11 protein-coding genes, 2 tRNA genes and 1 CRISPR repeat array are annotated in these 13,111 nt (G+C 63.6%); of the genes, 4 read left to right on the top strand and 9 right to left on the bottom strand.

Going from position 1 to position 13,111, the window contains the following annotated elements:
• Nucleotides 1-35 precede the first annotated feature (35 nt).
• Nucleotides 36-443, top strand: coding sequence for an NUDIX hydrolase (locus F4U94_RS04205; protein WP_346266166.1), 408 nt, complete (start codon nt 36-38; stop codon nt 441-443).
• Here F4U94_RS04205 and F4U94_RS04200 read toward each other — a convergent pair whose 3' ends face one another.
• Both F4U94_RS04200 and F4U94_RS04195 read right to left on the bottom strand, forming a co-directional pair.
• Nucleotides 444-1,763 carry an acetyl-CoA hydrolase/transferase family protein gene (locus F4U94_RS04200; protein ID WP_120251727.1) on the bottom strand — a complete coding sequence of 440 codons (1,320 nt, stop codon included), beginning with the start codon at nt 1,761-1,763 and terminating at the stop codon, nt 444-446.
• A 71-nt stretch (nt 1,764-1,834) separates the two neighbouring features.
• Nucleotides 1,835-2,911 carry a phytase gene (locus F4U94_RS04195; protein ID WP_120252302.1) on the bottom strand — a complete coding sequence of 359 codons (1,077 nt, stop codon included), beginning with the start codon at nt 2,909-2,911 and terminating at the stop codon, nt 1,835-1,837.
• Between the two features lie 180 nt (nt 2,912-3,091).
• Here F4U94_RS04195 and F4U94_RS04190 point away from each other — a divergent pair, with 180 nt between their 5' ends.
• On the top strand, nt 3,092-5,860 hold the full coding sequence (locus tag F4U94_RS04190; RefSeq protein WP_120251728.1) for a TonB-dependent receptor: 2,769 nt from the start codon (nt 3,092-3,094) through the stop codon (nt 5,858-5,860).
• A 66-nt stretch (nt 5,861-5,926) separates the two neighbouring features.
• Here F4U94_RS04190 and F4U94_RS04185 read toward each other — a convergent pair whose 3' ends face one another.
• The 4 genes from F4U94_RS04185 to hspQ form a co-directional block, all read right to left on the bottom strand.
• Nucleotides 5,927-6,094, bottom strand: a complete 168-nt coding sequence (locus F4U94_RS04185; protein WP_120251729.1) for a DUF3606 domain-containing protein — start codon at nt 6,092-6,094, stop codon at nt 5,927-5,929.
• A 227-nt stretch (nt 6,095-6,321) separates the two neighbouring features.
• On the bottom strand, nt 6,322-8,262 hold the full coding sequence (locus tag F4U94_RS04180) for an OPT family oligopeptide transporter (protein WP_120252303.1): 1,941 nt from the start codon (nt 8,260-8,262) through the stop codon (nt 6,322-6,324).
• Between the two features lie 121 nt (nt 8,263-8,383).
• Entirely contained in the window at nt 8,384-9,169 is a 786-nt protein-coding gene (locus F4U94_RS04175; protein WP_120251730.1) for a GDSL-type esterase/lipase family protein, read from the bottom strand.
• Nucleotides 9,126-9,497, bottom strand: coding sequence for a heat shock protein HspQ (hspQ, locus tag F4U94_RS04170; RefSeq protein WP_120251731.1), 372 nt, complete (start codon nt 9,495-9,497; stop codon nt 9,126-9,128). Before hspQ ends, F4U94_RS04175 begins: the two co-directional genes overlap by 44 nt.
• Nucleotides 9,498-9,633: 136 nt before the next feature.
• Between hspQ and F4U94_RS04165 the strand changes: the two genes are divergently transcribed.
• Nucleotides 9,634-9,723, top strand: a tRNA-Ser gene (locus tag F4U94_RS04165).
• A gap of 69 nt (nt 9,724-9,792) precedes the next feature.
• Here the strand turns inward: F4U94_RS04165 and F4U94_RS04160 are convergent.
• Nucleotides 9,793-10,674 (bottom strand): peptidylprolyl isomerase, encoded by an 882-nt coding sequence (locus tag F4U94_RS04160; protein ID WP_120251732.1) that lies wholly within the window; start codon nt 10,672-10,674, stop codon nt 9,793-9,795.
• Nucleotides 10,675-10,776: 102 nt separating this feature from the next.
• On the opposite strand from F4U94_RS04160, the gene F4U94_RS04155 reads away from it, so the two are divergent.
• A tRNA-Ser gene (locus F4U94_RS04155) sits at nt 10,777-10,867 on the top strand.
• 4 nt (nt 10,868-10,871) lie between these two features.
• Nucleotides 10,872-11,766: a CRISPR direct-repeat array (repeat unit 36 nt; unit sequence GTTGCCGCTGGACCGCGATCTCTGAGCGGCTATGAT).
• 72 nt (nt 11,767-11,838) lie between these two features.
• On the opposite strand, the gene cas2 is transcribed toward F4U94_RS04155, so the two are convergent.
• Both cas2 and cas1 read right to left on the bottom strand, forming a co-directional pair.
• The gene (gene cas2 / locus F4U94_RS04150; protein WP_120251733.1) at nt 11,839-12,177 is read right to left on the bottom strand and encodes a CRISPR-associated endonuclease Cas2; all 339 of its coding nucleotides are present in this window, start codon (nt 12,175-12,177) and stop codon (nt 11,839-11,841) included.
• Complete coding sequence (gene cas1 / locus F4U94_RS04145; RefSeq protein WP_120251734.1) at nt 12,174-13,097, bottom strand: type II CRISPR-associated endonuclease Cas1; 924 nt, start codon at nt 13,095-13,097, stop codon at nt 12,174-12,176. Before cas1 ends, cas2 begins: the two co-directional genes overlap by 4 nt.
• Nucleotides 13,098-13,111 lie beyond the last annotated feature (14 nt).

Raw genomic sequence — 13,111 nt, 5'->3', positions numbered from 1 at the left:
CGGCGCGATCCGCCGCCCTTTTTCTAGACGATAGGATGAAGATGCAAAGCGAACCGCGTGTCGGATGTGGGGCCGCTATCTTGCGCGACGGTAAATTACTGCTGGTCCAGCGGCGGCGAGATCCGGAAGCCGGGCATTGGGGGCTGCCGGGCGGCAAGGTCGATCTGTTCGAAACCATGGCGGCAGCGGCCGAGCGCGAGATTTTCGAGGAATTGGGACTGACGATCGTGGCGCGCGACTTATTGTGCCTGACGGACCAGGTCGACACGGCGCGTGGCACCCATTGGGTGGCGCCGGTCTATCTGGTGGAGGATGCGCAGGGCAATGCCATGGTCAAGGAACCGCAAGCGCTGGCCGCATGCGGCTGGTTTGCGCTGGACGACTTGCCCGGACCGCTCACGATATCGACCAAGGCGGCGCTGACGGCACTGAACGCGCGCTGATCAGGCCAAGATGCGCCGGTCGCGGGCGGCGCGTTCCAGATCCTCGCGAAAATCGGGATGGGCGATGGCGATGAGAGCGCGGGCACGCTCGGCAAGGCTCTTGCCCTTCATGTCGGCCCAGCCATATTCCGTGACGACGATATGCGTGTCGGTGCGCGGCGTCGTTACCGGCCCGTCGAGCCAGGGGACGATGCGCGAAATCCTGCCCTTCGCCGCTGTGGAATGGCAGGCGATGATCGACCGGCCGCCCTTCGACGCATAGGCGCCGCGCACGAAATCCAGCTGGCCACCGGTGCCGCTATATTGGCGCCCGTTCATATATTCGGAGTTGCACGCGCCGCTCAGGTCCATCTGGATCGTCGCATTGACCGAGAGCACCCGGTCGTTCTGCGCGATGATATGGGGGGCGTTCACCTGCTCGACCGGGTGGGCGGCGACCGCCACATTGTCATGGATGAAGTCGTAGAGCGACTGGTCGCCCATGGCGAAGGTGAAAACCGACTGGCCCGGATGGAGAGCCTTGGCGCTGTTATCGACCACGCCCGCCCGGATCAGGCTGACGAGGCCGGGGGTAAGCAATTCGGTATGGATCCCGAGCCGCTTGTGCCCCATCAGCGCGGCGCAAACCGCATCGGGCACCGCGCCGATCCCCATTTGCAGGCAGGCGCCATCCTCCACCATGTCCGCGATGATCGCGCCGATCGCATCGTCGGTCGCGTTGCGGGGCAAGGCGGGCACCTGGCAGAGTGGAACATGGTTTTCGATGAGGGCAGCGACGTCCGACACATGGATCATGCAGTCGCCATGGACATAGGGCATGGCCGGGTTCACCTCCACGATCAGCCGCGCCCCGCTGCGCGCGACGGCGAGCGCATAATCGGCGTCGGTACCCAGGCTGAAACAGCCATTGGCGTCCATGCTCGACACGGTGGTGACGAACGTATCGACGCCGATATGGTCGGTCAGCGTGCGGGGTATCTGGTGGAACTGGACCGGCAGCACGTCGATGAGCAGCCCGTCGCCGTCCAGTCGCGCGCCGTCCGCGGCGCGTTCTATGCCGCCATGGAACAGGCTGACCTGACGGATGCGGCCGGCCAGGTCGGGCGACAGGATCGGCGCGGCCGACGCGGCGGGCGGGAGCATGGTGTAGATGCTGGCATCATGCAGACCGCCTGCGCGGACCCGATCGGCGATCGCGGCCACAAGGGCGGGTGGGAAACTGACGGCCAGGCCAGTGGCGATCTTCGCGCCGTTCGGTATCAGGGCTACGGCCTGATCCGCCGTCATCCGCTTTGCGTCATAGGTCGCCTTGATGGTCATGCCCTCTCCATGGCTCTTTCCAGCCTTGTCGCGCGGCGACGCGGAGAGGGCAATCCACCATTAGTGGGACATTAGCGCGGCAGACCTAGAGCCTTCACGATATCGTCCCAGGCGACGAGCTTGAAATTCTGCGCCGCCGCCGCGTTATGGCCGTCCTGCGCGATGAACAGCCCGCCGGGATAGGCGGGGCCGAAATCGCCGAGCATCAATTCGATGCCATCGGTTTCTTCAGATCCGCCGATGGCCCCATCGACCACGCGGAAGCGGCCGACATAGCTATCGTCGCTGATCCGGTAGACGACATAGGCATTGTCGCCCTGGCTGGAAACGAGGACATAGCCGTCCTTCTCACCCATCGGGGCGATGGCGACGCCTTCGGCATCCATGACGATATTCTTGCCGTCGGCTGCCGCGATCTTCGTGGGCGTGGTGGCACCGGTCGCACGGGCATCGAAACGCCACAGGCCGACATCTTCTTCCGCCACATAGAGGATGCCGGTGCGGTCATCTACGGCGCAGCCTTCCGACTGGGTGCCGAGTTTCATCGTGCGCACGATCTTGCCGGTGGGCGTTGCCCCCGATGCGTCGAGCGCGACCTGATTGACCCTCCCATCCTTCAGCACGATGAAGGCGTAAGTCGCTTCGGGCGCCTGATACATGCAGATGCCATAGGCTTCGCCCTTGCCGGCATCGACCTTGCCCAGGGCGCTGATCTTGGCGGTGGCGGGGTCGAGGCGGAACAGCGCCAGCTTGGCGTTCAGCACGTCATTGCGGTCGCTGGCGACGACGAGGATGCCGTTGCTGCCGTTGATGCTGACCCCGTCGCGCAGATCGACATTATTGACCCGGCCCGCGTCCAGAAAGTCGCGGGTCTTGCCGTCCAGGCCGTAGACATAGAGGCCGGCCTTCTTGTCGGTGCCCACGATCAGGCTCTGTGCGTGATTGGCCGCGTTGCGCCAGATTGCCGGATCGTCCGCCGCGTCGGCATTGGGCGTGCCGACCGGCGTGGTTTCACCGCGCGCAGTGACGGTCACCGCTGGCGTCGCATTGGCGATGCGCTGTGCCAATGGCGGTTCGGCAGGCACGGTCGCACATCCGGCCAATATCATGGCGGCGCCCAGGCCGGCGATTGTCGAGAATTTCATCATCATCATGTCCCCCTGATTCTGATGCGCGCCTTGGACGCGGCCGGTGACAAATATGTGACGAAGAATCCCGCGCAAACACAAGGCACAGTAATAAAATTGTCACTCGATCTTCATCGTTCTGACCTTTGCGCCCTCTAGGTGGCCCTCGATCGCCTTTCGAGCGAACCACAGGGGGAAATCATGCAGATTATTTCAGCCCGGCGTCCCGCCGGCATAAAGCTTGTTCGTCTTGCGCTGACGTGCGGCATCGCGTTCGGCGCAATGGCGTCGGTCGAAGCGCTGGCACAGCAGCCGTTGGGCGAAGAGGAAAGCGAATCCATCGTCGTGACCGGCAGCCGCCCGATCGCCGAATCGGAAGCCGCCGCGCTGGATATTCAGAAGAACAGCGATTCGCTGGTCGCTGTCGCCGCGTCCGATTCCGTCGGTCGCCTGCCCGACCAGAATATCGCCCAGGCCGCCAGCCGCCTGCCGGGCATCAGCGTCGAGCGCGACCAGGGCCAGGCGCGTTACATCAACCTGCGCGGCGCGCCCAAGAGCTGGACCACCCTGTCGTTCGACGGCATCAACGTGGTCAGCCCGGAAGGCCGCGACGCACGGTTCGATTCCATTCCGTCCGCCATCGCCGGCAAGATCATCGTGTCGAAGGCGGTGACGCCCGACATGCCGGGTGAAACCGTGGCCGGCAACGTCAATGTCGTGACCCGTTCGGCCTTCGATTACAGCGGCTTCCATCTGGCGGGCAAGGGCGGCCTGGGCTTTGCCGAGTTGGGCGACCGCAAGGAATATGAAGGTTCGGCGGTGATTTCGAACCGCTTCGACACCGGCATCGGCGAATTTGGCGTGCTGCTGGCCGGCAGCTATTACGAACGCAACATGATCACGGACAATTTCGAAATTGACCGTGAACAGGTCGCCCGTGATGCCCGCCCCGGCAACGCCACCCGTTTCTGGGCGCATGAAGTCGAAAACAAACTGTACCGCCTGACCCGCAAGAACTGGTCGGTGTCCGGCCGGCTCGACTGGAAGCCCGACGAGCAGAACATGATTTCGCTGCGGTCGGTCTACACCATCTTCACCGACGACGAAGCGCGCGACAATTATCGTTTCGACCTGGACGATCGCGAATCCGACCTGTCGAACAGCAGCGCCGCCTGCACCACCAACACGGTCAATACCACGTCCAACTATGCCGACATCTGTTCGGGCAACACGCCCGAAAAGGGCACGGTCTATGGCGTGGACATCCGCCAGCGTTCGACGCTGCGCGCGTTCCGCCAGTCGATCTTCACCAACACACTGGCTGGCGATCATGAATTTGGCGACGGCGCATGGAAATTGTCGTGGGTGGGCAATTACACCGAATCGAAGGATGACCGTTCGGTCACCGGCGAAGCGACCTGGGACAGCCCCAGCACGCGTACGCTGCGCCCGACCGTCAGCTACGATTTCACCAACCCCAACCAGTCGCTTATCATACTCAACCGCACGCTTCAGCAGAGCAACCCGACCCGCTATCTGGCCGGGGCCGCGGTGACGTCGGCTGACGATTTCACCAAGCCGCTGTCGTCCTTCACCGTGCTGGACGCAGTCGATACGACCAAGGCCTATACCGGCCGCGTCGTGTTGTCGCGGGAACTGGAACATGCCACGCTCAAGGCGGGCGTGCAGTATGACCGTCGCAACAAGATCGCCAATGAAAACAACATCGTCCTGAATACGGCCGCGCAGTTTGCGGCAGTGGGCCTGCCGACCAACTATGCCGATTTTTCGCAGAACACGCCGTTCATGGGTGAACTGCCGATGGGCTACACCTTCCACTATTTCGACCGCGACAAGATGCGCGCCGCATCGGCAAAGGCGCAGGACCTCTATGCCTTCGTCCCGGTGAGCGGCAACAACTACAATGTCCGTGAAGAAGTGTTCGCCGGCTTCCTGATGGGCACGTTCCGTTACGACTGGGGTTCGGTCGTGGGCGGCGTGCGCGTCGAACATATCAAGAATGAAGGCCGCGCCATCGCCACCATCGGCGGGGTCAACGGGCTGCAGGTTGCGCAGGCCAGCCAGACGCTGGCTTTCCCCAGCATGCACATCAACTATAATGTCGATGATACCAAGAAGCTGCGCCTGTCGTTCAACAGCGGCGCGGCGCGGGCCGACTATGATCAGCTTCGCCCCAATGTCGTCATCAACGACACGAACGAAGCCATTTCCGGCGGCAACCCGGCGATCCGTCCTGAGCGCGCCTATGGCGTGGACGCCTATTTCGAATGGTATATGCGTCCGCAGGGCTATCTGATGATCGGCACCTTCTACAAGAAGATCGAGGACGTGCTGTACACCTCCGCGCGCCGGTTCAACTCGGGCGCGCTCAACAGCAATGGCGTCGATCGGTCGAACTATATCTTCAGCGGTCTGGTCAATGGCGGTTCGGGTCGAATCTACGGCTTGGAAGCGGCGGCGCAGTTGCAGCTGGAGCCATGGACCGAAAATCTGGGCCTGCCCGACTTCCTGGGTGGTTTCGGCGTTTCGGCCAATATCACGCTGAACAACAGCAAGGTCGATATCGCCGGTCGCAAAATGCGTCTGCCTGGCACGTCCGATTTCGTCTACAATCTCGGCGGCTATTACGAAAAATATGGCCTGTCGCTGCGTCTGCAATATCAGAACCGCAGCAAATGGCTGGATACGGTCGGCGCTACCGGCGATGGCGGCGACACCTATTGGGCCTCGGATGACGAACTCGATTTCTCGGCCCGCTATGCGATCACCAAGAATTTCGAGATTTATTTCGACGCGTCGAACCTGCTGAACAATCCGGGCCGCCGCTTCGCAGACCCGGCCAGCCTGCTGACTGCATCCGGCACGCCGACCAAGAGCATCACCAGCCAGACGATGGAATGGGAACGCTTTGGTCGCCGCTATACCGGGGGCTTCCGCTTCAATTTCTGATCCGGCGTCCTCGCCAAAAGAAAAGGGCCGTGCATTGCGCGGCCCTTTTTCGTTGCGGCCTGTCCGTCAGGCAGGGTGGTTGAGATAAGCCGCCACGGCAGCCACATCGTCGCCGACGGCGTCGACCGCTTCGGTCAACTCCTCGACCGACAGGTCGAAGCGAGTTGTCCAGTATCGCATGGCCTGCGGTTTATTCAGCACGACCCGGCTCACATCCTGTGGCGCATCACCCATGGATGACCGCCCCGGCCCGCCATGGGTTGGAGCCGCGAGGGGGATTTGGTCCCCCCGCTTTTCATCCTCTCTCTCAGGTGCATGGGGGTGTGCGTCGGGCGAAGTCATGCCGGAGCGCAGCTCTGTACGTTGCCCGCACGAAGGTGCCTGGTCTTCCTCAGGCATGCGATAGTCCCGTTCCTGATGAACAGGCCTAACGCGCCGCCGGTCGAACCTATCCCTGCCCTTTAGGTCAGGGGATCGGACGACCAGCGCTTCAGCCGGGCATAGAGGCCCGCGATCACGCCGGCGAAGACCAGGATGGCGAGCGGTACCGACCAGTGATTTTCCGCCACCAGCGCCAGCGGCGCATCGCTGTCGGTGCTGGCGACGATGCCGGCGAAGGCGACGCCGAACAGGCTTTCGCCCACGATGAAGCCGGTCGCCATCAGCACGCCCATGCGCTCGGCAAATTCCGGGTTCGCCTGACGCAAGGCCCAGCGATTATAGAGATGGCCGACCAGTGCGCCGACCGGTATCAGCAGGGTCAGCGCCATCGGCAGATAGATGCCCATGCCGACCGCGAGCGGGGGCAGGCGCAGCTTGCCGGACTTGCCCAGCAGTTCGTCGATCGCAATCACCACCACGCCGATGCCGGCGCCGATGCCGATCAGCTTCCAGTCGAGGTCGCCGCCCAGCACACCCTTGGCCAGAGCGGAGATCAGTGCGGCCTGCGGCGCGGGCAGGGCGTTGGGACCGGCACCCGGTGCGCCGGCAAAACCGAAGGCGCTGTTCAGCAGATCCAGCACTGGCGGGATCACCAGCGCGCCGAACAACACGCCAAGGATCAGGGCGATCTGCTGCTTCCAGGGGGTCGCGCCGACCAACTGGCCGGTCTTGAGATCCTGCAAATTGTCGTTCGAGATGGTCGCGATGCCGAAGATGATCGCGGTGGTGAACAGCGCATAGGCGATCAGCGCCTGCGTCTGCGACGGATCGCTGTTACCCGATCCGTAGATCGCCGCCAGCAGCAGCGACGCGCCCAGCACGGCAAGGATGCCTACGCCCGAAATCGGGCTGTTCGACGCGCCGATCAGGCCCGCCATATAGCCGCAGACCGAAGCGATGACGATGCCGGCGACCAGCACATAGGCCAGTGTCAGGCCGATCACCGGGACAGGATTGGCGGCGATCGGGCCACCTTGCGCAAAGACCCAGAGCAGGATGCCGATGGGCAGCAGCGCGGCGACGATGGTGCCGCCGACGATACCGATCGGCAGGTCGCGTTCGGTAATGTCGAGGCTGGCGGCATTGCCGGACTTGCGCGCGGCATTGGCGACCAAAGCGGAACGGATGCCGCTGACGATGGGGCCAAGGATCTTGAGCAGGGTCCAGATCGCCGCGATGCCGATCGTGCCGGCACCGATGAAGCGGGCCTTCATGCGGAAAGCGGTGCCGACGATGTCGGACAGTTCCGCACCAGCAGGCAGCGGCGAGGTGAGATAGGGGACGAGGCCGACCCAACTGATCAGCAGGCCGATGAACATGGCGACGCCCACCGACAGGCCGACCAGATGGCCGACGCCGATCAGCGCCATGGAGAAGCTGGTGGAGACGGAGGTCGCACCCGCGCCGAACTTAAAGAAAGTGGCGGCCTCTTCGGCCAGGATGCGGGTCTTGGCGATGATCGAGAAGCTGGCGGCGGACACCGCGCTGGCGACGATGGCGGCGAGGCCCCGCTTATTTTCCTCGAGCCCCTCGCGCGAACCGGCACCGACCTTCAACACTTCGGCAGCGGCAACGCCTTCGGGATAGGGGAGGTCGGACCCGGTGACGAGCGCCCGGCGCAGCGGCACCGAATACATCACGCCCAATATGCCGCCCAGCGCGATGGTGCAGGCGGAGAGCCAATAAGGGAAACCCTGCCACCAGCCGATGATGACCAGGCCCGGCAGCACGAAAATGATGGCCGACAGCGTGCCGGCGGCGGACGCGATCGTCTGGACTATGTTGTTTTCCAGGATCGTGCCGGTCGCAAACAGACGCAGCACCGCCATGGAGATGACCGCGGCCGGGATCGACGTCGCGAAGGTCAGGCCGATTTTCAGCCCCAGATAGACGTTGGCCGCCGTGAAGACGAGGGTGATGAGCGCGCCGAGTATGACCCCGCGCAGCGTCAGTTCGGCCATGGCGTGGGTTTGCGCGCCCTGGCCCTTTACGTCCGTCATCACCTTATTTCCCTTGGCTTGGCAGCTTGATCAATCGGGTGGTAATAATCTTGCTTGGGCGTGGATCAATCGGAAAGTGGAATCAGGAGGCGTTTCGGGCCGACGCGACCGGTGGCAAATGATCCAGCCAATTGTCGACCAGGCCGGTCCAGCGCTGATAGCCGCGCGCGTTCATATGCAGTCCGTCCGGTCTGAAGAGCGATGCGTCGGGCAGGCCGTCGCGGGCCAGCAGCACCGTGCCGACATCCAGATAGTCGAACCCCTCCGCCTTGGCCCGTGCGGCAACGGCGGCGTTGACCTGCGCCATCTTGGGCCGCAATGTCCAGCGGATCGGGCTGGGCTTCAGCGACAGCCAGGCAATGGAAGCACGCGGATAGTCGGCCCGCAATTTCTTGAGCAGCGTCAATATGTCGCGCGATACGGCCTCGGGCGACGTACCGGCGGCCAGATCATTCTCGCCGACATAGACGACCACCGACCGGGGCGGCACGGGGGGCAGCAGCCGCTTGTAATAATGCAGCACATGGGCCGTGGTCGCGCCGCCAAAGCCGCGATTGACCGTACCGATATCGTGGAAGCTGCCGGCTATGTCCCACAGGCGGATGCTGGAACTGCCCAGGAACAGCGTGGCGTCACGCACCGGTAGTCCGGCGCTGTTCGCCCTGGCGAAAGCGTCTATCTCCCTGGAAAAGGGGAAGGCCGGATCGGCATTGGGCGCCAGCGAAGCGGCCGGACCGGGCGGCGGAGCGGCAACGGCGCTCGCCGACGCCGCGCAGGCGATCAGCAGCGCAGCCAGCGCCTTCCGCCCGTCAAGCGCGGTCGCCTTAATGGCGGTGGAGCGGGCGCAGATTATATTTGCCGTCCGCATAGCTGCCGAACATGCCGGTGATGGCGGGGTGATCGACCGGTTCGTCGCTGTCGTCCGCCGCCAGATTTTGCTGGCTGACATAGGCGACATAGCTGGATTCACCATTTTCGGCGAGCAGGTGATAGAAGGGCTGCTGCTTGTCGGGCCGGGCCTGTTCGGGGATCGCCTCATACCATTCCTCGCTATTGGCGAAGACCGGATCGATATCGAACACGACCCCGCGAAAGCCGAACATGCGGTGTTTGACCACATCGCCGATGCTGAAACGGGCATGGACGATCGGCGGAGCGGTGATGCCGGTGCCGAAAATCTGAATCGTGTCTCTCATATGACCAATTTAGGAGGCTATTGCGCGGACACAAGAAAAATACCCGAAAGAGCGCTTGGCAAGTGCGAATTCATTCGCTAATGGCCGCCCCTCGACCGGGAATGCGGCGCCTTGAACGGCCTGTTGAACCTTCTGCGGAGAGGTGGCAGAGTGGTCGAATGTACCGCACTCGAAATGCGGCGTGCCCTAGCGGGTACCGTGGGTTCGAATCCCACCCTCTCCGCCATTTACCTTCCACGATCCGTTCAAATTCAACATTGTACCCGGTCGTGGAGGCCGTGCGACGGTCCCTTGGCTAGGGCGCTGCCCTGACAGGTACCGGTGCATTGCACAGGTCCACGCCGCCCGCCGGCCGCTCGTAGAAATCATCCTTTCGGTTCGCGCGCAGGCGCAGATAGTCGGCGAAGCTTTGCGAGCCGGTGTCCATCATCTCAAAACGAGGCTGTTCGGCCTGCGGCAACTCGCTGGCCAAACGTACGGTCAGGATCGGCACGGGATGCTCCTGCGGCGTGTAGAAACCCAGTTCACCCGATCCGCGCGGCAGGCTGGACAGCGTCGCCATCCCATCGATCACGCGCCCCACGACTGCGATGTTGCGATCCAGCTGGCGGGGCGCCTGCCCGATCACCGCATAAAGCTCTGCCCCCGTCCCCGCGTCGGGCGACAGATTGCGCCCTACGCCGACATAGCCATAGCAGTGCGGCAGCCATGCGGCGCTGCCGTCCATCGCCACCGGCCATCCTCCGACATAGCCGGTCGAGGGCGCATAGGGGTCTGCATAGGGCAGGGGCGTGATCGCCAGCCGCCGGTTCGCCAGCGGCAGTCCATAATCGTCCGCACTGGTGGCGGACAGGCCGGGCGGCATCGGCTTCTTCTCGGTCGCGTCGCCCCATTGCGCGACATAATTATCCTGCACCCGGTTGATGCTGGTTCCGTCCCACCAATGGGCCTTGGCCAGCTTCACGATATTGGCGACATGGCGCGGCGACAGGCCGGGTGCCAACTGGATGACGACGCGCTTGCCGCCTTCCAGCGTCATGACCAGCAGTTCGTCGGCGGCAATGGGCCGCCAGGCGGCGGCGGGGGCCTGCGCCACCACGGCAGCAGGCGTGGCGGCGGCTGCCATCGGCGCCATAAAGCAGATGGCGGATAGCGCGAGTGGGAGAAGGCGGTTCATAACCCGATCAGACAGCGGCCGAAAGATAAAGTAAAGCGCCTTGCCATCCCCCCTTGCCTAGCCGCGCGCCGCGCGATAGGGAGCCGCCTCCAGTGCAAATGCGGAGCGGTGGCCGAGTGGTCGAAGGCGCTCGCCTGGAAAGTGAGTATACGTCAAAAGCGTATCGAGGGTTCGAATCCCTCCCGCTCCGCCACCTTGTTGCCGCTGGACCGCGATCTCTGAGCGGCTATGATTGCGGCGCGTCGGTGTGCTGCACCAGCTGGGTTGCCGCTGGACCGCGATCTCTGAGCGGCTATGATCCAGCCAAGCCGGGGCAATACAACGCGGCGGTTGCCGCTGGACCGCGATCTCTGAGCGGCTATGATGCTTGGCGAGCCGCTGGCGCGCGGTGAGCAGTTGCCGCTGGACCGCGATCTCTGAGCGGCTATGATTGTCAGGCTGGCGTCGAAGGCGCGCTCGCAGTTGCCGCTGGACCGCGATCTCTGAGCGGCTATGATCGCTTTGACCGGCCCCCGTCTGCGCCGCCGGTTGCCGCTGGACCGCGATCTCTGAGCGGCTATGATCAAGTGCTGATCCGGCGGATAGCGGCCGATGTTGCCGCTGGACCGCGATCTCTGAGCGGCTATGATCAAGCATTGGAGGCGCAGGCATGAGCGAGGGTTGCCGCTGGACCGCGATCTCTGAGCGGCTATGATCTCTACAGCTACGAGACTGACCCGCTGACCGTTGCCGCTGGACCGCGATCTCTGAGCGGCTATGATTGGGTCATGGGCTTCATGCGGCGGCCTCCAGTTGCCGCTGGACCGCGATCTCTGAGCGGCTATGATCCATCACCTCGTCATAGCTGGCGGCCGACCGTTGCCGCTGGACCGCGATCTCTGAGCGGCTATGATGGTCCTTCCGGCACTCAGCAGCTGCGTCGCGTTGCCGCTGGACCGCGATCTCTGAGCGGCTATGATCGCCGTCGAAGATCCCTTGTGGCTTTTACCGGTTGCCGCTGGACCGCGATCTCTGAGCGGCTATGATTGAAAACGCCGCTTGGTAATTGTTGGGGCAGTTGCCGCTGGACCGCGATCTCTGAGCGGCTATGATGGATCGGTGGATATTGCATTGAAACGCAATGCGAATATCCGCCGATCCGCCAGGATAAAATCGCGCGAATCATCAGAATAGCGCCAGCTGATCCGGATTTTTTCGCTGCCGGCGTCGCTTCTGTCCTGAAAATCGCACGATATTTTCATATTGGCGGTCCGTGAAGCTGAGGATGTGGATGTCGCCGCGATCCGGCAGGCTTGCTTCCACCCGCCGCATATAGGCTTCGAACTGTTCCTTGCCGTTGCAGAAGCGAGCATAGACCGAAAACTGGCTTTTTTCAAAACCCTCATCCAGCAGAAATTCGCGGAATTTGGTCGCTGCACGGGCCTGTTCCCGGGTGGTCACCGGCAAGTCGAACATGACGAATATCCACATCAGCCGGTATCCGCTCAGTTGGGTGGCGCTCATGCGAGCAACGAATCGAGACCGGCCAGTGCCACGGCGGATGGCGGGGCGGGCAGGAGGATGTCGGCGGCCTGCCCGCTCTGAAACGCGCGGGCCAGGCTTTGCGCCGCGCGATTGGCGGCGCCCGCCACGGTGGTGGTGCCCTCCGTCCCCGGCAGGTCGAGCGCGATCAGGCCAGCGAAGGCGCGCTTGGCCTCGGGCGTGACCTCTGCCGTTCCGCGCGCTACGATGCGGATGGCGAGCGCGTCCACCAGCGGCCGGAACGGCTCGATCAAATCGTCGGCCAGGGCAAAGGCGTTGGTGCGGTTGGCATGATGCACGCCGATCGAGGGATGCAGGCCGGATGCGACGACGGCCCGCGCGCAGAGCGACCGCAATACCGTATAGCCATAGTTGAGCAGGGCGTTGATCCCTTCCGCATCGCGATCGCGCCGGAAATCCTTCCCCATCAGCAGCGGCCAGTAGCGCCGCGCCGCCTGTGCCTCGACATTGTCGGGATCGCCCGATCCCACCCGCCGCGCCAGCAGGTCGAAGGCGGAGGCGGATACGCCATTGGCCTCCAGCACCGCCGCCTGCCAGCGTATCTTGGCGATGATGATACGCCGCCAAAGCTGTTTGGACAGCGGCTTGCCCGCGTCCCATTGCGCTCGCATCCGGCTGTTCTGCGCATGATGGCCGTCCAGCGGCAGGCACACCGCCACCGGCGCATGATTGCTGCCGCATAGCAGCATCACCGCCCCCCGTTTTGCCAGCGCGACGATCAGGTTGGTCGACCAGGTAACGCCATGCGCGTGGACGATCACGGCGGCGACATCGTCCAGCGGCACCCGGCCGACTTCCACGCGTTCCTCCGACACGATCAGGAAGCCGCGATAGGCGGACAAATGGCGGCCGTCCGTGGCGATGTCGACGATCCGATCCATTGCCCGCCCCCGCT

The organism is Sphingobium limneticum (genome assembly GCF_008710155.1).
GTDB lineage: Bacteria > Pseudomonadota > Alphaproteobacteria > Sphingomonadales > Sphingomonadaceae > Sphingobium > Sphingobium limneticum.
This window is presented reverse-complemented; position numbering and strand designations above follow the sequence as displayed.